Genomic DNA, 23,614 nt, shown 5'->3' with positions numbered 1-23,614 from the left:
ATTGTTTTGTTTTTTCATGATTCAATCTGATACAAAAGTATGCCTAATTCTTTCAAATCACATACGGTAAAACTATCAATCATATACGTTGATACTATCAATTATGTATGTTGAAACTATCAAAAAGGGTGTTATCCTCTCTTTTCTTTTGCAACTCCTTCAAATTCTCTGCCGCACCGGCTACACCGGCCGCTTCAGCCTGCTTCAAAAGCACTTCTGCACCATCCAGATCACCTTCTATTAATTTCAGAACACCACGGGCATGAATTGCTTCAGCTGAATCACCTGCTTTCGACAAATAATTTTTTGCAGCCGCGTAATCGCCTTTTCCTATAGAGATATTTGCAGCATTCAGATTTGCCACAGGATCAGAACTGTACATCCGTACAGCCACTTCAAACACATCATTATACTCCTTACTTCCCGTCTCATAGCTGTTGGCGACAGCGAACATTTCACTCAGGCTCAACTGCTGCGGGCGTGTCTTGATAATCTCACGTCCTTCTTCTACGGTAAATTCACGTACGGTATAATCGATACGATATTCGGAACGACGCAATGACGGGAAAACAGTATTCAATACATAACGATAAGCCGCTCCTCCTTGCAAAGTACGCAACTTCGCTTCTTTCCGGTCAGGTTCGTCATTACTGTTGATGATAGCCAAGACCCCGTCACGTGCCGGAATATCCATATCAGCTTCTGCTTTTTCCCCGAAACCTTTCCAGTCTTCCGGTTCGGAAGCCAGCGTAAAGAAATCGAGACCGAAATTATTCTGTGTACGGATATAATCGCGCAATGCTTTCACACGGTTATCGGCCAACCGCTGGTTACTGGCATAGCTACCTTCCGGAGACGCATACCCTTTCAGGAAAATTCCTTTCGGAGTGATATTCTTATCGGAAGTAACCGCCCGGATCGTTTGGTTGATCTTCGCTAACTCGGCTGCATTATTTCGGAAATCCGGCAATATCTGCGATTTACCCACCTGGAAATCCAGGTAAGCGGTACCAACTTCTGCACGATGTTTTTCTGTTTCCGCCTTCGGTGAAATATAAGCCAACGTCGGTTGTACCTCGTAACGTTCCGTCGGAGCCATGCGTATCCTGTCCGCAATAAGCAGCGGACCCACCGCCTCTTCCTTACCACAACCACACAAATCCTGAGCCAGGACAAAGCGTGCATCTTTCATCCACGGTTCCCAGGCCACTGTCATTTTATAAGGGATGGTATGCTCTACCGCATCACTGGCACGAAGCACTTTGTAACGAGGTTCATCCTGCAAATTCTTCAGGGCTACTTCACGCTGATACACCTTCTGACGATTTTTACCGTTCAACAGGATGGAAGGAAGACCTTCTTTCTGTGTTGAGCTTTCAAGCATCGGAGTCAATGTCAACGATTTACGCGATTCGATCAGTTTACCTTGTACACGGATCGTTGCATCAATATAAAGAGAATCCCCTTTCTGCATCAGGTCGTTGCACGACACGCTGATCGGACTTTCTACTGTTTGTGCAAAAGTATTCACCGAACCGGCTGCCAGTAATGCGACAGCCATATATATATTCATTCTATTCTTCATTTTCCCGATCATTTAATAAAGTAGATAAAAGAAAGAGCGGCTTTCGTTACACCGAAATAATCTTTCGTATAACTCTTTTCAATGGATCCACAGGCTGCACAAGGATATTTGTCGTGATCCAGATGTGCCCAACCGATACCGATCACAGCTTCCATGCTCCAACGGTTGCTCAACAACCACTGATATCCATACGAAATACCGGCACCGTACAAGTTACCCTGATAACGATGATCCTCCATATTCTTTCCAAGAATTTTCATCCCCCCCACATTATAATCTGCATAATGAGCATGTACGCCAAAGAAATGGCCGTTAAATTTTTCACACAGCCAATAGCGGGCTTCCGGCTGAATCAGCCAATGTTTCAGACGGGCTTCGTCTCCCAACATCCAACCGTTATAGTTACCCGACAAGTCCAACGACCACTTTTTGCTCAATCCAACCTCAACACCCAGGTTAATGGTGGCCGTTGCATCATACAGTAAGTTAGACTTCACCGCAAACTTCTGCCCGTAGACATTCGTCATTCCAACCAGAAGCAAAAAGAGGAAAAGTACTTTTTTCATATACATCATTATTATATTATTCATTCCACCCTGCAAATCTACATAAAAAGAAAGATTATCAACGATTGCAAAGGTAGATATTTGATCCGCTACCAATAATAGGCAAGTCTTTCAACTTAATAGGGTAAATCTACCATCTTTCCACTAATTGATAAGAATACCGCTTCTATCGGAAGATAGAGATAGAAACGCCTATCCCCCTTCGATATTAAAAAAAACTTAGAATAACAAAAAACGGGGAATATTCAAGTTTTATATGAATATTGTGCAAAAAGCCTAAACCATAATGGGACAGAAAGCTGTGAAGAAGAAAAATTGATAATGCCTTCCGAATAAGATGCGAATAAAAAAGGATTCTCTGCTACAGACTGTGCATGAACAAAGTGTAATTGGTCAAATAGATTTATATGATTATATACATTTAAATAAGAATGTTTGAAATTCCAACTGATAGACTCCAGAAGTAAATCATGTCCCTTCTTTTGAACCCTTAAGGCTACATTGGCGATAGATTCTTCAACAGTATTTAATCCAAACAGGATACCATTTATCGAATAACCTTTCTTTTTAAACAATAAAACCTCATCCAGTCCAAAATTATCAGCAAAAGGGGTTTCCAATGCAAAATTCAAATTATTTTCGATGCAGATATTCCGACACTTTTCATATTCTTTACTTTTATAATCATCAACCAACTTTTCAAATAAATCATCCAACATATCAGCCGTATACATAGGATACATCTGTTTTAGTTGCTCTGATGTCATGCTACAGAAAAATTTTTCTATCTCTGGTATGCCGGGAAGAAGGACGGTTATGAATCTTACAGTATAAATGGCCTTTTTCTTTTTTGCATAACTTTTTTACAGTTTCATACAAAATATCGCTGGCACAAGCGGCATGTTCTGGAACAATAAGTCTTACTAAAAACTCACTGCCATCACTGTCAGCTTGAATAAAAAGATCAGGACGTCGTGTTCTATATTCGTCTTTATAAAAATAAGATAACCCGTTATCCCAACATGCTAAGATTTCAGACCTACTTATATTTTCTTTTTTAAAGCCACAACTACGCTCTGATCGTTTAGACGGAATCCGATTGTCTTTTATCATTCCCTCTATAAAATCGTTTGAAAATTTATTATCCGTGATATCTACCATATAATATAAGTCTATTCTATAAAAATAGTAATATATATTTATTAGTGACATCCAATTGACAAAAAATTATCAATTTTCACAACAATGCCGGTATTGGGACTCCTTGACGAGCACTCCAATACCGGCATCATGGTTACTCAATCACCGGGCGATCGTCTTCTCCTCCTTCTCCCGCACCGGTTTCGTCGGTTTTGGGGATTTCAAATTTCTGGATGCTTACGTCACTCAACATATCTTTGAAATAAGCACCCGGAGTGAAGATGATTTTGCGGTGGCGCAAAGATTCAGCATTCACATCCTTCTCATTCTCCTGGCTTTTACAGCCGAAAGCAGGACGGAAGGTCCCGAAATCGCCCAGTTTCACCGACAAATGGTTCTCCAGATTCCAGATAAGGGCATCTATCAGACCATCGGTCACCATTTTCACTACACCGCGCGGTGCCATTCCTACCTTGGTTACCTGATCGCAAAGAGCAGGATAATTCACTGTACCTGCCAATAAAGGGCGGGCTACATACTTCGGTGTCTTGGTTTTATCAAAACCGAAAACAGTTTTCTTAACTACATACTTTAGTCCCATGATAATTTGTTATTAAATGATTATTAAAAAAGATATAATGAATTCATCGTTTTTCACTGAATAATCGATTACACTGCAAAGAAACACTATGTTTAAAGGGAGAAAAAGCAATAAGAACAGAGCGCTCAAATAGCACAACAGACTAATAAACAACCCCTTAATTCTTTAAGACTTATAAAAAAGCTTTTTCTCCGGTTCTCACAGCTTCCCCGAAACAGCAATCTTTTAGAAACTTTAATAAGTTACTTACCCCGGTGCCCCCACACAATGACGAACAACTACGCATTCGCCTTCAATTTCCACATCATCAAACCTTTGTTTCTTGATTATGATATAAAGATAGAATACCTGTCAGGGATCGGGGAACCCTACAGAAGGATACGGGATTATTCGGGAACATTCAGGCACTTTATTTCATTTAATTTCACTTTTGTGCGTTCTAATGCGCTTTAGCTTGTTTTATTTCTTTCCGCCAGAACCGGAAGACTACAAAACAGCAACGCCATCCTACCTTTGTTTCTCTATTATGAGACAAAGATAGGATGGCGGTTTTATGCCATATCAGGTTATGTCCGGTTACGGAAGGTTATTGGTAGATAAAGGATAATATTTCTAGTTAGAGACTATTATTCTACTACATTTCTCATAGAAACTGTTTCTTAAATTCAAAGAAAAATATACCAAAACATTGATACTGTTACTATAAAGTTACTCTCACTTAAGGAATATCCCTCACACAACGGACTTTCCCTTTCTCACCCTGATATAAAGAAATAATATATGAGCCACCTCTATTCTCCAATGTATATACAGAACCTGGTTTATACCCCGATCCCTCATTTCTAGTAGCCAATGAAGATTTTGTATGGGATATTACATAGTTACCCTTATCTAGTTCAACATCTTTCCCTGAACCCGCTGCATAAGCACAAATCAAAGCCATTTCCCGTTGGTTGGGCATACGCCATGCTCCTGCCCCAGAAATAGTCTGATCTTTCCTCCCAACGTATTTATCACACAAAGTCTGTTGCAACAAAACATCATTACGTGATAAAGTCCCTTTCACATAATCCTTTGACAATTGAAATCGTTTATGGGGCAAGTTATTTGTATGCAATTCGTCCTCCACTGATAATTCCGATTTTACAATACTCTCTCTCAATGATTTCGAACTCAATTTTCCCAAATCAAAAATATAATTTTTATAATCCACATACTCATCAAAAGAAGTAACTGAACCTAAATTACGTACACAACGATAATCGAATTTTCCGTCACTTCCAGAATTATTCACTCCCGGACTAGTTGAAGCACCTTCCTCTGCCCAAAAAGTTAAACCATTACTAGTTATAAAATGATAATTTGCATTATAATAGAGCTTATTACCATTTGATTCTTGAACATAATCCTGTATGCCATTAGGTACTATATGAACCTCCGAAGGCAAGGCATCTTTTCCAATCCAATAACCAAACATTTGATTTTCTGCAGGCAAATACCATTTCACTTCATTTTCATCAATAACACCGTTACCATTCAAGTCCCTGTTACGCTGCATACAAGCTGTATAAGCATCTTCACTTTTTTGTTTATTAGTTGATACAGCAACATATTTATTCCAGTCTTTATCTACTACTCCCTCAGCAATCATATTATCATGCCCGTTAGAATCAGATCTTCCACTCCGACTCTTAGCCGTAACACGTTTATAGCCTTCTGTTTCAGTTTCAATCCCCCATGCGGTTGATACAGATGGATTTTCTATATCATAAAACGTCTTGATTGATCGTTGGCTAATCATAAAACTAGAAGTTGTTAAACTACTTGCTTTATCCGGACTATATGCAGTATTGCACAATATATGCATCTCACGATTAGGTTGATTAACAAATTCTTTCCAAGAAACAGTTTTTCCAGACTTCGGATCCGTGTCATAGTAAAATTCATCAATAAAGACAGTATACACAACTTTTTTACTTTTGTCTTTATTTTCTGACGACTGAGACCTTTTGTACAAATCATCAATCACATCCTTTATACTCTTTAAGCCTTGCCCTTGTAAAGGATAAGCCTGCAAAGATGTAGAACCATTTTTATTCTCCAAAAATTGAACCCACTTATAATCAGAAGCGGTTAATTCTCCCGTTTTACAATCATATCCTTCATTATTTTTATCATAAGGAGTTTTCACAGCAAACGATGCATTTTCCGACACTTTATCCAAATCAAAGGTAATTGTTTGAATATCATAATGCGAATCTACCAATTTCAAATCTTGTGATATAATAACCTGTCCTTCTGCACCAGGCTGGTTTTCTGTCCCATCTTTAACCTCTGTTATAATGTTATTAACTCCATTGATAGTAACAGTATATGTATATGCTTTATTACGATCACTATGAAAATCACTTACATTATTTACATACCCCAAATGTACAGTATAACGAACTTCTGCCCGCAAATTGCTAGCTTCTTCTACATAGGTACCAGTCATTACAACATAAGTAGCCTCCGCTTCTACATTCTCAAAAGCACCATTTTCCACATAATTCCATTCTTTCTCAGGAACCAACTCCCCCGTATCTGTTTTCTTTTGTTTTTCTCTTTCTTGATAATCCTTAATAGGGTTTAATGCCTCCCGCATATTTTCCGCCATATAAAAAGTGAAACTACCACCTCCTTTTGAATCCGTCGATAGTTTTTCAAAATTTTTTGGCGATGATTTTTCATAATAATAAGAACTGTAATCTTCTGCCAAGTCCTGGGAAGTCTTCATTATATCACCATCTTTCCGACCTAACACATAACTTTTTTTGGGTATATTCACAACATACCATTCTTTCGGTGTAAATTTTGCACGAGAATTGTTGCATAAAACACTAAAAGTTATACGTGAATCCACTCTTTTCAGTTTTAGACTATTATAGGTTGCATTTACAGATGAATCGATAGTAACTTCTCCTAAGTCTGTATCTCCATATGAACCACACATCAATAATGCTCCAGTCCTGAAAATATCGTTTGTTTCCATTTCAGCCGATAAATTCTTGAACTCTTCAAAAGTCTCAACATTCTCTAAATTTTGTGACAAAGCATTATAAGCCGAAACTTTCGAATTAGCAACTGCAAAAATTCTTTTCGTTCCGGAAGTAATATTCCACGTAAAAGAGCCCTTCGATTCATTCATTCCATCCGTAACCCAATCACTTTTCTCTACTACCCAGTTACCGTTTACCTCATGGAAAATCAGTACAAACAAATCCTCCACCCTCGATTCCGTTTCCTCCGAGAGCTGCGATTTAGTCACAACCTTAACTAAAGCATCCGTTGAAAAGCCAAACTTGACTGTTGTAGGAATACCATCTACTACAGTATCTTTTTTTGCCAGATCTTCATCAGAGCATCCTAATAAAAAGATAAAACCTAACAACAATGTGGTAATATGTAATCTATATCGTTTCATTATGTCTTATTTTAATCATTAAAACCATTATTTTATGACAAATCAATTAAAACCAGGTATAATTACCTGTGTTTCTCTCCATGGAATAGGAATTACTTCCCATACAATTTTGGAAGGTAACGCCGGATTTATCTTACCTTTTATTTGATAGATATTTCCTTTTACAAATCTTTCAGAAGAAAGGTCTAATGTATATGATTTTTTAGTAGCTCCATCACCATTGTGTAAAGAAGAAAAATCCACATCCAAAAGAATCTTAATTTGTCCACCCTCATATGTATAAAAAGATGGGGATTCTTTGAGTTCTAAAGATATGGGATTAGTACTCAAATCCTCAACTGTATTTTCTTTTGCCTCGTTATTGTAGATAGTAACCGATGTTTTCTTGTTTATCCCGACAAATGAAGATGAAAGACTATAACCTCCAACTTGTGCCCCCTGGCCTTCAACCTCTACACCCCCAAAATCCACACGAGCAGACAACTGTGTCAAAGGTACAGTAATTTCTTTCACATTTCCAGCTAAATCATCAGGATCATATTCAAATGTCTCTGATACCAATCCTGCTTTTAGCAACCTGTCCTCCTGAAACTTTTCAGTTAAAACGATACCTTTTTCCTGATATGCCGAATAGTTTTCACAATTATCAAACATGCTATAATTGCCGGCATTTGCAAGTATATAAACCGTTATATCCTTTACCCCTTTTCCAAAGGTACGAACAAGACCTAATTTCAAAGTATATTTTGAATCCGTATCAACATGCTCTCCCATTTCTAAGAAATTTTCACTATATATACGTTTACCATCCGCATCAAATATCGCAACATGACAATCATTGATATTCTTTTCTTTAGGAGAAGGAGCTACCCCAACTGTAGTTTTTGTAGACAGGTTATTACTTGTTGTCAAGATGATAGACAACTCCTGAGACTCTATAACAGGTTCATCAATTATAGATTCTGAGGTACACGATAAAAAACCTCCGCAAGTGATACCTACTAACAATAATATCTTTTTCAGTTTCATAATAACTTAGTTTTATTTTACCCCATAATTATTAATACGCATTCTCTACAGCTTCTATAATCTCCACGTCATTCATTAACCAGTCTTTGGTATAACACTTTGTTGTTACATCGACCACTCCGTTTTTAACTGTTACCGACAATTTATAGAGATGATTAGCTCTAACTTCTGCAATAGAACCATCTTCTCCTGGAGATTTTATCGTGATCGTAGAAAAACCAGTTTCCTCTTTTCCATTTAACTTATATGAATAACCTATGCGCAACTTTGTTTTATCAGAACTTGATTCCGGATTTTCATATGTGTAAAAACGGTATTTTAACAAATCATTAATTCCATTTTTCCCCTTTTCTAAAAGATATGCTTCATCAATATCAGAGTCACTATCAAAACCTCCTACATTTGTAGAATACACCATGTTCAATAACTGAAGACTTTTTACCTCAACATCCGACACCACTCCTATTTCACTTTCAACAGCAAACTTATCAAGTTGAATCGCAGCAGAACGTTGAGAAACTTTTATCCTAATCGGCTTTATACCAGACAAAGCAGAACCATCTTCATTAATCATATTCGGAGAAATATTCATATATGTTTTATACTCGTCTTTCATTATCGAAAGTTCTCCAACTTTCACTAATACAGTCGGATCTTCTTTCAAAGTAAAATTCATTAAATCATTATAAGTAGAACATGATTGAATACCTTTACGAATACTTGAAGATTCTCCATATATATTATCATTATCGTTCATATGAGCAACTGCTACAAACACCAAGTCATGACGTTCAGCTTCATCTTTCGATACCTTAAAAACAATGCTTTTACCTAAGGTATAAACAGAACCCTCACCTTTCACTTCATCACCACTATATAAGCGGGATGCTAATAATTTTTTGGTGCTATTATCAAAAACAGCAACATAGCAATTTCTTACTACGTTTTCGTTAGTATTCGGATTGCTATCTTCGTCTTCTTCATTATACTCAGATGACCTGGTTTGTACTCCGTCCGCTGCTAAAGAAACACCTAATGCTGCATATACTTCAGATGCTGATTGAACTTCTTTATCTATATCATTTATTACATCTTCTTCCATCGAACAAGCAACTGCAATAAACAGGAATAATAAAACCGATAATGTATTTATAATTTTCATGACCCTACACTTATAAATCGTTTCTAAAATCATTTTCATTTGTCTTACGATGCAAATGTATGGCTAATATAAGGAGGTGGCGATAGGCGAAACTTTCAAGATTAAGGGGTAAAAATCGCAACCTGCTAAATTGATAGAAGTGCCTTTGATTGGCGATAGAAATGCCAACAAACTGATTGATTTATAGTTTTTGTAATGGTATATATGTCTAAAATTGAGAAATTTCAGTTTTTGATAGCCTTACCTATCAGTAATGAAAGGTATACACATAGTAACAATAAAAAAACAGAGACATGGGAAACTCCATGCCTCTGTACACTCTACCTTTATATGTTATATTTCAATTTACATCTGTTTCTGTTTGGTCTACAACAAACCAGTTAGCGACTTCAATCTGAGCAGAAACATGTGCATTCAATTCTATCTTGTCTTCATTGGAAGATCCTTCACCTGTAAGGGTGATAATCAATTTATAAACATTGTTGCGTATTACCTCATTATCCTTTAATATTACACGGAAATTCTTTACTTCTCCATCTCTATCAGTTGCATTTCTTTTAAAGATCCCCGTAATCAATAAAGCAGTCTGGAAGCCTCCTGATGAATTAGGGAAAGCATAACTATAAAACTTATTTTCCTTTGGTGTCCAGGATTCTTTTTCATTTGAAAAAACAACATTACACTTTTGGCTTAATGCCGTTTCATAATCAGCATTTATTAGACCTCCAGTAAAATCAGGATATATCCATTTGTCAACCGCCTGATAGTTTTTAGACTCGAACCCTTTTACAAACTCGTAAGTACTACCTATTCCATTCTCCATGGTTGCCAAAGGACGTACATTCACCAATGACAAATTAGTCAATTCAAACGAAGATCCCGGATAAGCGTCATGAATAGAACTTTTAATCTGTTCTACCTGAACACGGGCTACTAGACGAATCAGTTCAATTGTGCCGGCATCCTGCGGTTTAGTTATATTACTATCATCAGCAGATGGTTTAGTAACAGTTTTACCATCACCACTAATCCAGTTTTCATTATAAGTTGTGCCATTCTCACCTTTTATAATAGGAACGATATTCTTTACATCAATTACTTCGCTAACCATTGGCAAATAAGGGCTCTTACTAAATGGATAAGTTTCAATCGAATTTGTCAATGTTGCTTCCTGCAGGGCTGCCAATGATGCATACGACGTAGAGAAACTTTTACCCGGATTAGCTACCAAAACGGCTTTGAAAACATCCGCGGAAGCTTTAGTTTCATCCGTTGAATTGGGGGTTACTTTTATGATTATATGATTAATCGTTGTAACCGACTGCCCATCTTTGGTGTCGGCTTTCCCCCAACCTACCAATGTCATATTGGCCACATTGTTTTCATCGGCAGGCACTTTAAATATAAACGCATACAATTCGTTTACAAATGTATCTTTCGTTTTACCTTCTGTATCGCTAACAGCCTTTGTCTGAGTAAGCGTAGTCGTAGCAAAAGAAATAGAAGCATCTACCGGTTCCACCGGCACATGTATGCCATCGTCGTCTTTAGTACATGCAGAGAATGCACATACAACCAACGTGCTTAAAAATAAATTTCTTAATTTCATAAGTCTTATATTTTAAATTATTTACCCTATTATTCTATTTCCACATTCTGGTTGACCGGGCCCCAGCCTACTACCTCGACTTTGACGTCGAGTATACCGTCCAGGATCTCAAAGCTATTTTTTCCAAATGTGATATTTAAACGATATATATAATTGCGTTTCACAAAATTGTGATCGTATTTGTTAGCCAGACCGTCTGCATTGACGGTTACATAGAATGTTTTCGTCTGTGCTTCATAATTTTGTGAAGCTAACAAGGTAGCCCTCACTACTAATTGAGTAGCTTGCTCACTTGCATCGTTTTCCATAACATAACTGCGATAAGAAGTAGTCAGTATAGGATTATTATCGTCAATCAAACTATTGAATGTCACTTTAGAACTACTACCAAAATGACCGGTTGTTACAACCGCTCCCCAATAACCTGCACTGAAATAGCGGGATGCGTTTTTTTGATTTTGAATATATACATCTTCTACGCGAACTGTGCGTCCTTCCAGCTTGGAACCGGCAAAATTGGTATGCAGGCCTACAATTTCTACACGTGCAGCCAAACGAGTTACTTCCAGAGGTGATGATATGCCGTTTATATTTTCACTTCCCATACTTTCATATCCCAGATAGTTATCATCAGCAACAAGTGCATTATTCGTTACGATTACCTGGCTACTCATGGTCAGATTTGCCTGTGACTGTGCAGAAAGTTCTGCCAGCATAGATTGGAAACCATCATAAGTTGTCACATTATCAAGAACACCACTCGGCAAATTGGCTAACAGAATAATCCTGGCTTTAGTCGCTTTAGCCGGCACATCTATCAGATAGGCAGTTCCATCCTTGGTATTTACATCTTCCTGCTTTTTTCCTAATAAGACAGTTCCGGTTTCATCAAACACGACAACAGCCAGATTATTAATATACATTTCACCTTCCAAGGCATTTGGATCGCCAGCAGCTTTCGTTATAGCTCCTGAAGCTTTCACTCCGATCGTTAGCTTAGCATCAGACCAATCGCCGGCAACTGGATCTTTATCTTTTGAACAAGCAGTTACCAACACTATGGCAACTCCCGCTATCAGTATATTTTTTATATTCATTTTCTTCGTTTTTTACCTTATTATAACTCTACATCATCATCTACCACACCCCAGGGAGTCACTTTCACTTTTACAGAGAGTGTTCCGTCTTCACCAAAGACAAACTGCACATGGGTGTTATTCTCTATCGTTGTGGCAAAATGATTTCCTTCATCGTCGGTAGTACGGGTATACTCATTATCTCCTCCCAGATTAAGGCGAAATGTCAGGTTCTCGCCTGCCACCACATTATTAGGATCTATAGTTTCGATATCGGTTGGAGTTGCAGCCTTTGTCTGATTGTCCGGATTATAATATACACTATCACCCACCAACGTACCTTCGGCATTGAATGTATTAAGGGTACGATCCATATAAAAATTCAAACCGGTAGTACTTTTCAGACCTTTCAGACGTTTGACATTATCGAGACCAATGGTTTCCATCGTTATTGTACCCACCTTGCAGCGGATCACTATTTCCTGATCGCCGCCGGCCACTGTTCCATTGCCGACAGTCGTTACATCTTTATTTCCATAGTATAATCTGTCGGGAGACTGTGCCAGTTCGTTTTGACTTTTAAGTTTTACGGTAAGTCCGGCCAGTTCGCTCGACTCGTCAACCTCTTGATTACCTTCTTCTGCATTACCCCAAGCCACAATATGTAAATTTCTGCTTGCCGGATAGTCGAGAATGATTTCTTTACGTGAGGTGATAAAAGTTTCGTCAAGAGAGCGTTTTTCCAACAGTTTACCGTTTTCGTCATACACAAACAATATGGCACTTTTCACTTCTCCGTCCAGTGTGGTGATATCATCCCCTTTCGCATTCTCTACTTTCAACGTGAGTTTGTAACACGCATCCAAATCTTCCTTGATGCAACTGCTGGCCAGTATAATCAGCATCAATAGAAACGGATATACAGATCTTTTTATAACTGATAGATATTTCATAATACAATATTTTTTCTTTCCCCTATATTTCTATTAATCGACTTCTTCTTCCTGGTTTACTACATCCCAGTTCTTTACCTTAACAAAAGCACTGATATGTGCTGGATCTTGCACACCAAACGGAGTATCAGAACCTGGCCCTTTTATTGTTAAAAGAACATTATAGACATTATTCCGTTTCACATATACATGTTCAAGAGTATTATTAAGATAATCCGACTCCCCTTCTTTATTTATTGTCACAGCATAATATCGATCTTTCATTACAACCTTTTCCCCTTTTTTTGTAGGTTCGTATGTATAGTCACCCTTTATAATCAGTAATGTTCTATTAGTTTCCCCCTTTGACATATTTTCGTATACATAAAAATATGTACCTAACGGTATAAAGGCACCATAGGCTATACCTATCTTTGGATATTCAGTGTCTGAATAATCCACACCATATTGATACTCTGCTTTAATTTCTTTTATTGATTGATTATCAACATCCAGTCCAAAAATATTACCACTACAGACCCAAAGATCATTATTCAGGAAAGGGTAACGGATATTCATTACACTATAATCATCTTTATTTGAACCTTTAGGAGGATTAATTACATCGTAGTATAAATAAGAACATTCCGTTGCACGACCTTGCTTCAAAGATCCTTCAATATCGGCGTACGTGCCACAAAACCAGAAGGAAGATTCATTGCTAAGAACTTCTGTAGTACCATTATCAGGAATAAGCATTGAACGACTTTTCACATTCGCCACACAGAAATCTGTTAATTTGAAAGTTACGTCTCCTTTTCCTTTATAATTATCACTTGGATGTAAGAAAATGGTTTCAAGCTGAACCTTAGATACATTTCGATTCAATTTTACAGGCTCTTTTGTAACAACGTATCCATCTGTTTCGGTTTCAATACCAATATAATTATGTCCTGCCTTTAGACTATATTGTAAAATTTCACTACTCATTGTCAAACCACTTCCTGAATTATCAGATTGGTTGACATTCTTTTCACCATCCAATGAGACTTCTAATTCTTTATATTTCGAAATATCAGTGCCGACTTCTTTTATTTCATTCAATTTTTCATCATCAAAATAGTTGGCGAACAAAATCAGTTTGACTTCTCCGGCAACTACCGGTATATTTTTTATTCCGGTAACATCTTCTGTTACTTCAGTATAGCTCAATAATTTATCTTTCACAAAAATTGCCAAAGACAGTTTTTGTATTTTATTGTAGTCTGCATTAATAGCCTTAGATTTAACATCACTTTTAATTGCTAAGGATAGTGTTGCATTAAATACTAAAGGTTCCTCTTTTTTTATCACGTCATCCACATCATCTGTAGAACACGATAATAAGGCTACGGCCAGAATAGAAAATATGTAACTCTTCAGCTTCATAGATATATTGATTTTCTTTTGTTTATACTCTATTATTACATTACAAATGTAGCCTGTTTATCATAAAACAGAGATAGGTACAACTCTCTATATTTATAGATAAATGAATCAACTTTATTCCTGTGATAGATTTACCACGGAATATTATAAAAGTACCCTATATTCTGTTTTCTACTAATAAAAAATGCCTCCTATCGGAAGCATTTTTTATTAGTAGAAAAATATTTTATATTATTCTATTTCAGTCTCTTGATTTACGTAGCCAAAATTAACAACCTCAACCTTAACATCCAGGAATGTATCATCTTCAGCTTTCGGACCAAACGGAGTTGTATAACCAGGACCGGCAACTTTCAAATCGACATTATATTGTAAGTTACGAACTGTTCCTGATAACTTTCCTGTACGTGTACCATCAAAACTGGATGGTACATCATACTCAAAACTTTCATTATCAATACCAGCCACACCATCTTTACCTATTGCTACAGAATAATATCTGCTCTCAGGATTTTGTACATCTCCATATTTAAATTTCCCCTTAACAACTAACAATGTATAAATATCCTTTGATGTATTTTCATATACATAAGAGTATGCTTTTGGTTCCCATGCAGACGAGGAGTTTATATTCTGAGTAAGATTCCAACCAAAGTCAATAGAATTTTCATAGTTTGAACCTGTTAGATAGTTTTGAACTTTCTTATCTGTTTTATCAGTCATATATTTAACCCAAGTATCAGAATACAAGCCATTAGAAGCACCATTCAAATAATTGTAGGAATCTGGAACAGTAGTCCCCCATGAATCTCCATTAGCACCAACAAGTTTTGTTGTTTTATTAGCATGTAAAATAAAAACATCCTCAACATCCAAGGTTGCATTTTTATACTTAGTAGCGTCTGCTGTAATCTGAATCTTATTTAAGACTACTTTAGCTACGTTACGATACAATTTAACAGCGTTGCCTGCTGCTTGGCTAAGATAATGACCATTATAACCAGCTACTTGGTCTTCTGTATAACCTAAATAGTTTGTTATACCAGCTTGAATATTTACATCATAAACTCCACTATTCATAGACAGTGTGCCATCAACCTCATTTGCATAATCTTTAGTTGTAGCAAAAAAGGCAGTTAAAGTTGTTGCATTATCATTTTTCAATCCTGCCACAAAAGCTTCAACTTTTTCCTTTGCATTAGCTAAAACAAATACTTTTTTTGCACCAGCAGTAATACCTTCAGCAATAACAGAACTACCTACTCCTGCTTTTCCAGCGTCATCAGTTCCTATTGCCTCTAACTTAGATGTTGATGCATCAAAAACCAATACAGATAAAGAAGTAATCGTTTTATCAGCTTCCCCTGCTTTTGTTAAAGCCGGTGTTGCAACCTTTACTTCTAATGTTGCATCACCTGTTGTTACTTCATTACCCCCACCATTATCAATTGGATCGTCATCATTCGAGCAAGAAGCGAATGCACATGCAACCATTGTTGCATACAATAAATTTCTAAGTTTCATATTCTTAAATTTTGAAGTTATATAATACGTTTAATAAATACCAGTTTTAGCCATGGGAGAATTATAACTTTTACCCTATACGATAATTTGTTTCCTGATGACAATGCAAAGGTATAGCCACTCTGAAAAACCGTGGATAGGTATCAGTCTCAATAATAATAGGTAAAACTCTAAATCTTTTTTTAAGGCAAAAAATAGATTTTTAAGAACATGTGCGTTGCTCTCAAAAGATGGGTGAAAATATCTTTGCGGGAGAAGGGAGGTTATTAAAATATAGAAATAACTGAGTCAATAATATAAGAAAATGCCCCTGTCTGTCCATCAGCTATCAGTCCTTAATAAGACAAACCCAGTTACAGGTTTATTTGCCGTCAGTTTTAACTGATGGATCAGTAAATGATCTATTTCTCTGGACTTTAGTCCCATTTTTAACAGTCTCTTTATTTACAGAGAAATGTGGCTAAAGCCAAAGAAGGAGAAACAACTTGTAATCCGTCAGCTAAAGCAGACGGCAAATGAACCTGTAATGGCGGAGTCTCTTTGATAAGGGGATAGCTTCAATGATAGCTCATTTCTGTCAAATAATGAAACATTCAAATCTGACAATCTTAGAAACATTCACATTTGACAAGAAGTGAACAAACAAACCATTTAGCAAAATGTTATTTTACCCCATCTTTACCGAAGCTATATGGATCGTAGTACGAAGATGATTTATTTCATGAGATTGTAGAAGATTTAAGAGTTGTCATATTGCTACGAAAAACGACATTCGCACTCCTTCTTTTACACTTTTATTAACATATTTCGTGTCAAGAGACGGACAATAAAGTTATTTCGTTCCTTTATAACATTTTTATTTCATCCTCAAAATAAAGTAGGCCATACAAAAAACATGTTATCCGACATATAATTTTAACCTTACAAAAGCCTGTTTTCTTTTTCACCGGACCGTATTTAACATATTTTCAACCTTAAACCAAACTACATTTTGTTTAAAAGGAATTTTTTTTCGTTTTAAACGAAATTGAAATTCGTTTAAAACGAGATTATAAAGAACTATCAGGCATATCAATCGTTAATTATTGTATTCAAACAAATTCCAGAAGCGGATTTAAACAAATAAGCCCGTCACAAGGACGGGCTTATTTGTAACATACTGCTACTATCTCAGCAATTTACAAATCGTTTTGTCACAATCCTTACGGCTGCCCATACTGCGAAGGCGTCGTCCCATACTGCTCCGTGAAACGCTTACGGAATGTGGCCGTATCATTGAATCCGACCATTTCTGCTACTTCCTGCACGGAATATTGCTGGGTCTGGATCAATTCGGCTGCTTTTTTCAGGCGGATCGTACGCGTCAGTTCCAGGATACTGCAATCAGAGAACTGTTTGATCTTACGATATAATGTAGGCAGACTCATGTTCAATGAGTCTGCCAGCACCTTTGCCTCAAAGGTGGAGTCGTCGAGATGCATCTCGATATTTTTCACAACCAGATCCATGAACGGATTGCTGGGTAAGGCCGGCTCATTCTGATCCGCATCGACCACGGTACTACCAGCCAGGTTACTGGTGAAATACTGCTTCAACTGGTCACGGCGTTTCACCAGGCTGTTCAACTTACTGCGAAGTATTTCGACATCGAACGGCTTGGTGATATAATCGTCTGCCCCGGCTTCAATTCCGGTGATGACATCTTCACTTTCTACCTTGGCTGTCAGCATGACAACCGGGATCTGGGAAGTACGGGGATTATTCTTCAGAATCTTACAAGTTTCAAAACCATTCTTCACCGGCATCATAACATCACAAAGCACCAGGTCAGGCAAGGTAGCCAGGGCAACCTGTACCCCTTCTTCTCCGTTACGGGCTTCGAATATCTCATATTCCTTGGCAAAGACATGTTTCAGGAACCAACGGATCTGGTCACTATCGTCGATCACCAGTATTTTCTTTCCCGTTGTCTTCTTTTGCGGGATAATCTGGATAAATTCAGCAATTTCTTCCTTCTGACGGTCGTTCAACTTTACAAGGTCGGCCTCCGGTTCTACAAATTCCACACGACGGTCGAGCAGGTGTTGTTTGCCTAACGGTATTAATAAGGTATAGACAGTGCCTGCCGTAGTCGTTTCATTACTGAAAATACCACCGATATCATCTACCATGTCGGAAACCTGTCGTAACCCGCGGCGAGTACCGGCATTTTCTCCTAATCCTTCGTCCTCTACCGAGAGGGAACAATATGCTCTGCCGTCTTTCTGAACGACGGAGAGGTTTAAAGAAACTTTACCGTAAGCAAAAGTATTTTTGAATGCATTAGATAACAATGTACGCAAAGCATATTCCATTTTACGACGGTCGAGCCATATCCAGAGCATAGACGTTTGAGTGTTGACCTGGAAGTCTACATTGTTCATTGCAACCCAATCTACGAACAAGTCACATATCTGGCGGGATATTTCCACCAGGTCGTAACGGGCGATACGCAAATAATTGGCGACATCGTTTGCCCGCCTGGTCCCGATCAACTGGTCGGCAAGGTCCTGCAGAGCCAGTGTATTTCGATAGGCTGAAAGTAATTGGGTCGACATTTCCTGACTCTCATCTTTATTCTGCACGATCAAGGCCAGCGAACCTAATACCAGTGAAAGAGGGGTACGCATCTCATGGATCGTTTCGATAAAGAAATTATCATGTATGCTTTCAGCTTCCACCAACCGTTGCTCCGCTTCCGACAATTTATCGGCCACCTCACGTTGAAGCGAGTCGCTTTCCTTTATCTTGGCAACAAGCATCTGCTCCAGATCTTTCTTATTACCATTCAATGTAGAGATCATTGTTTCTTTCTCGATAAGCTTTTGGGCAAGCTCTTCATTCACCGTTGCCAACTCGCCCTTTAGGGATTCCAGTTCAGTGAGTCTGGCCTCAATGGAATCTTTACTTTCTTCCAGAGCCGCTTTTTCGACTTCCAACTCTTTGCTCTTTTCCACTGCTTCATCCCTCTGCCGGACCAACGACTCGTTTTCTTTTACGATCATCTTCGACTGCCCCGTAAAGCCTGTGTACATCTTTTTCAAATAAAAACAAGCGGAGATAAAAAGTATTGCTAAAAGAACAGTGAACGCCAGTACAATAATGTCGATAGTATCAACAGCTTCTCCTGCAGCAAACGCACGTTGCCCGCATAAAACAAAGCAAGCAAGAAACACAGTCCATTTCCTGAACAAAGCTCTATTATTATTCATAATTGATATATATATATAATTTTAATTCCAAGATTATTCTATATCCCGACCTCCACAACTGCAAATTTTAATCGCTACATAATCCATGTACAAATATGATAATAATATTCCGTTTTTCGAACATCAACGACACTTTTTTTCCGTTAAAAGACATGACTATCAAATTTGTTTCGGCTATTTATGACGATTGGTATTATCAAACAAAACATTTCATCGCCTCAAAAGAACAATATATTCATTCTTGCCTGGATAAACACCAACCAAAACAAGATGTATTCCTATCAGTAAACAATGCCATTCATATCACACGCTTTTTACAGACAGACAGTGAGAACAAGAGAAAAATAAGCCCAAAATGATATTTTCACCTCCTTTTGAGAGTTTTACAACCATTTATTTGATATTTTCAGCAACTATTTTGATCGTTTTAACTTTTATTTTACATATATTTGATTCCCATCTCGTTTTTGTATCTATATTTGCAATGTCGATGAGAGACAAAAGGTTTTGATGAGGGTCTTAACCGAACAAAAAAATCTCTCCGACAGTATAGGGTAATTTCAAAGCATATAAAAAATTAAGGTCATGAAAAAGGGTAAAATTTTCACAAATTGTTTGTTTTCTGTTTGCATGCTGATCGCTATGATCTCTTTAGCAAGTTGCTCTGCAGACAGCGATTCCACTTCCAGTATCGATAACAGCATCATCGAAAATGCTTCTAATCAAGAAAATACTTCTTTTTCAGTCGTTCTGAAAGCTTATTCAGACAACAAAGACATTACGGTTAAAGGCGATGTGGATCAGACTACATTGTTCGTATTCGATCAGCAAGGTGATTTCTACAAGCAAATCAATGTTGACAGAACTTATCTGTTGCAGGCTAAACCGATCGAAATTACATGCCCGGAATCAAAACAGATCACAGTTGTGGCATGGGCCGGCATTTCTGGTGAAAACGAAACTATCAGTGCAATGAACCAGGCTAACATCATTTCCGATTTGCAGGTGAGCCTGAAACAAAACAATGGCGTTGCAGCTTCTTTGCCAGGTGATTTGTTCTACGGACAAGTTACATTGAAAAGCAACACATCAACTAAATCAAGCACTGAAACTTTAAAAATCGAACGTAAAGTATCTTCTATTTCTTTGGTCACAAAAGGAATTATCAAAGTTCTGGATTCAAAAGAAGGTAATTTTTATTATAAAGTAAAGAAAACAAAAAGCTCTTTTAATCACAACGGTGAATTGACAGGAGAAGATATTGAATATATCATTCCGGCCACTTTAAACGAAAAAGGAAATGTAGTTGCCGACAAAACAACTATCCTGCCGGCTTCTAATATCACTATCGAGCTTTACAAAGACGATAACATGATCCTTTCTTCCGAAAATGTCAAAAATTTGGAGAAAGTGTCTGTAAACGAAGGAGAACAGTCAGAAATGACTTTCGATCTTTCTAAAAATAGTGGCAATATTGTTGTAACAGACTGGGGTACAGTTATTCAACACGTCACTATCGGTTAATTTCGACCCTCAATTTTTTATATGCATAAAGGCGTACATCCGGATTGTTCCGCGTGTGCGCCGTTTTTTTTCAAATATGCGATTCTCAGTGATAGGAACACCATCATTAGCGATAGTCATACACCTGTTAACAAATCCTTCAAATTCAACACAAGTCATCCAACAAAAGGGTTGACACAAATACCACCTATGTGTGATACGAATACCTGCCCCTATTATATAACTATACAAGTACATTTGTAGACACAATACAATTTGTGAAATTTTACCCTATACTCTGCTTGCCAGAATCCCTTAATTCTGCAGGCAAACCTTAATTAACATAACCGGGAGGTTACATAATTAATAAAGCCCCACTCTTTGCTTGTTTTTACAGACAAACAGAGAGTGGGGGCTTTTTTTGTATCTTATGGACAGATTTGTCCGATTTCAGACAGCCGACCTTAACCTTATAGGCCTGCCGGATCTGCCAATTCAGCCTGGCAACAGAGAACGGGCATACCACGTTCAAAATATTCTTCAGAACTCATTATACTTCGTTGCTCTTCGCCAGCGATGCTAATCCTCCCATAGCTCCCAAGTTCATTGTATCCAATGCCGAACTCGGCACTATAATCATAGAACCCTTCTCTTTCAACCCCTCGAAAAGCATATTCATCCCTCTGAGGTGCAACGCGACAGGATTATCAGTATACTTTTTACTGGCCAACTCAAATTTCTCGGCAATCTCGGTTTCCGCCGTTCCCAGAATGACACGGGCTCTTCTTTCGCGTTCGGCCTGGGCTTCCTTACTCATGGCATCGGCTAGATCCTGAGGTATAGCGATATCGTTAATACCAACAGTTTGACAGGTAATCCCCCAGGGATTTGTATTTCTATCTAAAACGTGCTGTAAATCTTCAGCAATCTTATCGCGTTCCTGCAAAAGAGTTGATAACTCATGTTTACCGATTGTATCCCTTAACCCCGTCTGGGCTATGTGCTCAATGGCTTTTTGATACTCTTGTACTTCCAAAGCCGCTTTCTCCACATCCCAAACCGTCCAGTACACAACAGCATCCACGTTGACAGGCACTGTATCTTTCGTCAGGGTTTGCTCTGCTTTAAAAGCACTTACCCGTACCCGTTGGTCGATATAAGCAGATACACTATCAAGAATAGGAATGATCATAAATGGGCCAGGACCTTTTAAACCATTAAATTTACCCATACGCAACACCACTGCCCGCTCCCATTGGTCGGCCACACGGATTGAAAGAGCCAACAAACTGGAAATGAGAATCAAGAGCAACAAAACCGGCATATTCACAATATGCAAAACATGCAGAACGACTGATAAAAAAATCAGTACCAGCAATACGGAAAGAGAAATAGGATTAAACCATCCCTTGTTAATTACATTTGTTGTCATAAGTATTATTTTTTAGAGGTTTCAATATTTTTCAATTCCTGCATGATTTCACTAAGAGTAAAGCCATAACTGAAAGCCACAGAAGAAAACTGTATACAAATTTCTTTCAGCTTATCTTCCCTCTCCTTTTCCAATATTACATTCTCTGTTTTATTGATAAACGTTCCCGTGCCCTGTTGGGTTTCCAATATGTTTTTGATTTCCAATTCCTTGTATGCCTTGGATACCGTGTTCAGATTCACCTTCAACTCTACGGCTAGCGCCCTGACCGTAGGAAGTTGCTCACCTAGTTTTAGTTGCCCGGATGCTATGCCAAATATAATCTGATCGATAATCTGACGATAGACCGGTACGCCGCTGGAGTAATCTAATAAAAACTTAATCATACAATTTCATATTATATTAAACAAACATTGTACTATTTATATATGACAAAGATATAAAAAAAATTGTTACTCCAAACTTTTCGCACTGTTTTTATAAAAAAAATTTCATCTTTTGAATTATTAGAAATAAGGAACTATATATAATGTATATAGAAGCCACCGTCAGATAAACAAAAAAGGCTTACAATTTCTTGTAAGCCTTTTATTTTGTAGCGAGACCCGGGATTGAACCGGGGACCTCATGATTATGAATCATGCGCTCTAACCAGCTGAGCTATCTCGCCATCATGTTGTCAATTTCCCTTATTGACGCTGCAAAAGTAGAGGTTATTTTTATATTATGCAACAGTTTCACGAAAAAAAATCGTTTATTTTTCGGGGCTTTCAGCTAAGCCTTTAAAAATTAGCTGTTTTTTTATTCTAAGAATATTGGCAAATAGCAATCTTTTGCCTATCTTGCTGCACAAATAATAGCTGAAAAGATGAAAAAAGAGAAGTTTCATATCGAATACGTTTTCGATAAAGTTTCGCGACGAAGTTTATGGAATCACCTCACCACACCTCCCGGACTATCCGCATGGTTCGCAGATGATGTAACAATCAATGACAACACTTATATTTTTAAGTGGGACAGAGATGAGCAGGAAGCCGAAGTACTGGCCGTAAAACCGGAAACAAGTATCCGTTATCGTTGGGCAGATGAGGAGGATGATAATGTTTACTTCGAATTTTTAATTCACACTGTTGAGCTCACCGGAGCAACCGCTCTTGAAATTACCGACTTTGCCGAGCCGGATGAAAAGAAAGATTCGATCAATTTGTGGGACTCGCAAGTCTATGAATTGAAACGTACACTCGGTATTTAGGTTGTTTTAGAGATTTATGTCATGTACTTATCGTTTTTTACACTACTTTTGCCCCGTCAAC

The 23,614-nt window shown here is 37.7% G+C and carries 18 protein-coding genes and 1 tRNA gene; 2 read left to right on the top strand and 17 right to left on the bottom strand.

Annotated features, from left to right (window positions below; genetic code table 11):
• Nucleotides 1–97 precede the first annotated feature (97 nt).
• The 14 genes from M1P97_RS04355 to M1P97_RS04290 all read right to left on the bottom strand — a co-directional run bounded on the left by M1P97_RS04355 (nt 98) and on the right by M1P97_RS04290 (nt 19,366).
• A complete protein-coding gene (locus tag M1P97_RS04355; protein ID WP_249388491.1) occupies nt 98–1,585 on the bottom strand; it encodes a DUF3868 domain-containing protein in 1,488 nt (495 codons plus the stop codon).
• Between the two features lie 8 nt (nt 1,586–1,593).
• Nucleotides 1,594–2,151 carry a DUF3575 domain-containing protein gene (locus M1P97_RS04350; RefSeq protein ID WP_195374089.1) on the bottom strand — a complete coding sequence of 186 codons (558 nt, stop codon included), beginning with the start codon at nt 2,149–2,151 and terminating at the stop codon, nt 1,594–1,596.
• A 245-nt stretch (nt 2,152–2,396) separates the two neighbouring features.
• The gene (locus M1P97_RS04345; RefSeq protein ID WP_229058584.1) at nt 2,397–2,918 is read right to left on the bottom strand and encodes a hypothetical protein; all 522 of its coding nucleotides are present in this window, start codon (nt 2,916–2,918) and stop codon (nt 2,397–2,399) included.
• Between the two features lies 1 nt (nt 2,919).
• The gene (locus M1P97_RS04340; RefSeq protein WP_249388490.1) at nt 2,920–3,312 is read right to left on the bottom strand and encodes a hypothetical protein; all 393 of its coding nucleotides are present in this window, start codon (nt 3,310–3,312) and stop codon (nt 2,920–2,922) included.
• Nucleotides 3,313–3,445: 133 nt separating this feature from the next.
• Complete coding sequence (locus M1P97_RS04335; protein WP_249388489.1) at nt 3,446–3,892, bottom strand: HU family DNA-binding protein; 447 nt, start codon at nt 3,890–3,892, stop codon at nt 3,446–3,448.
• A 718-nt stretch (nt 3,893–4,610) separates the two neighbouring features.
• Nucleotides 4,611–7,355: a DUF4906 domain-containing protein gene (locus M1P97_RS04330; RefSeq protein WP_249388488.1), complete on the bottom strand. Its 2,745-nt coding sequence runs from the start codon at nt 7,353–7,355 to the stop codon at nt 4,611–4,613.
• A 42-nt stretch (nt 7,356–7,397) separates the two neighbouring features.
• Nucleotides 7,398–8,384, bottom strand: coding sequence for a fimbrial protein (locus tag M1P97_RS04325; protein WP_249388487.1), 987 nt, complete (start codon nt 8,382–8,384; stop codon nt 7,398–7,400).
• A gap of 31 nt (nt 8,385–8,415) precedes the next feature.
• Nucleotides 8,416–9,546 carry a hypothetical protein gene (locus tag M1P97_RS04320; protein WP_249388486.1) on the bottom strand — a complete coding sequence of 377 codons (1,131 nt, stop codon included), beginning with the start codon at nt 9,544–9,546 and terminating at the stop codon, nt 8,416–8,418.
• Nucleotides 9,547–9,886: 340 nt separating this feature from the next.
• Nucleotides 9,887–11,155 carry a fimbrial protein gene (locus M1P97_RS04315; RefSeq protein WP_249388485.1) on the bottom strand — a complete coding sequence of 423 codons (1,269 nt, stop codon included), beginning with the start codon at nt 11,153–11,155 and terminating at the stop codon, nt 9,887–9,889.
• A 29-nt stretch (nt 11,156–11,184) separates the two neighbouring features.
• Nucleotides 11,185–12,252 (bottom strand): fimbrial protein, encoded by a 1,068-nt coding sequence (locus M1P97_RS04310; RefSeq protein ID WP_249388484.1) that lies wholly within the window; start codon nt 12,250–12,252, stop codon nt 11,185–11,187.
• A 20-nt stretch (nt 12,253–12,272) separates the two neighbouring features.
• Nucleotides 12,273–13,184 (bottom strand): FimB/Mfa2 family fimbrial subunit, encoded by a 912-nt coding sequence (locus tag M1P97_RS04305; protein WP_249388483.1) that lies wholly within the window; start codon nt 13,182–13,184, stop codon nt 12,273–12,275.
• A 33-nt stretch (nt 13,185–13,217) separates the two neighbouring features.
• Nucleotides 13,218–14,591, bottom strand: a complete 1,374-nt coding sequence (locus tag M1P97_RS04300) for a fimbrial protein (RefSeq protein WP_249388482.1) — start codon at nt 14,589–14,591, stop codon at nt 13,218–13,220.
• A gap of 231 nt (nt 14,592–14,822) precedes the next feature.
• Entirely contained in the window at nt 14,823–16,115 is a 1,293-nt protein-coding gene (locus tag M1P97_RS04295) for a fimbrial protein (RefSeq protein WP_249388481.1), read from the bottom strand.
• A 1,202-nt stretch (nt 16,116–17,317) separates the two neighbouring features.
• A complete protein-coding gene (locus M1P97_RS04290; protein ID WP_195375039.1) occupies nt 17,318–19,366 on the bottom strand; it encodes a response regulator in 2,049 nt (682 codons plus the stop codon).
• A gap of 585 nt (nt 19,367–19,951) precedes the next feature.
• Here M1P97_RS04290 and M1P97_RS04285 point away from each other — a divergent pair.
• Nucleotides 19,952–20,890 carry a FimB/Mfa2 family fimbrial subunit gene (locus M1P97_RS04285; protein ID WP_195375038.1) on the top strand — a complete coding sequence of 313 codons (939 nt, stop codon included), beginning with the start codon at nt 19,952–19,954 and terminating at the stop codon, nt 20,888–20,890.
• 529 nt (nt 20,891–21,419) lie between these two features.
• Here the strand turns inward: M1P97_RS04285 and M1P97_RS04280 are convergent.
• From M1P97_RS04280 to M1P97_RS04270, 3 genes are all read right to left on the bottom strand, one after another.
• Nucleotides 21,420–22,301 (bottom strand): slipin family protein, encoded by an 882-nt coding sequence (locus tag M1P97_RS04280; protein ID WP_195375037.1) that lies wholly within the window; start codon nt 22,299–22,301, stop codon nt 21,420–21,422.
• Between the two features lie 5 nt (nt 22,302–22,306).
• A complete protein-coding gene (locus M1P97_RS04275) occupies nt 22,307–22,687 on the bottom strand; it encodes a GntR family transcriptional regulator (protein WP_249388480.1) in 381 nt (126 codons plus the stop codon).
• A gap of 210 nt (nt 22,688–22,897) precedes the next feature.
• A tRNA-Met gene (locus M1P97_RS04270) sits at nt 22,898–22,971 on the bottom strand.
• Nucleotides 22,972–23,169: 198 nt separating this feature from the next.
• On the opposite strand from M1P97_RS04270, the gene M1P97_RS04265 reads away from it, so the two are divergent.
• Nucleotides 23,170–23,553: an START-like domain-containing protein gene (locus tag M1P97_RS04265; protein WP_195375035.1), complete on the top strand. Its 384-nt coding sequence runs from the start codon at nt 23,170–23,172 to the stop codon at nt 23,551–23,553.
• Nucleotides 23,554–23,614 lie beyond the last annotated feature (61 nt).

It is taken from the genome of Parabacteroides leei, from assembly GCF_023369805.1.
Classification (GTDB): Bacteria; Bacteroidota; Bacteroidia; order Bacteroidales; family Tannerellaceae; genus Parabacteroides; species Parabacteroides leei.
This window is presented reverse-complemented; position numbering and strand designations above follow the sequence as displayed.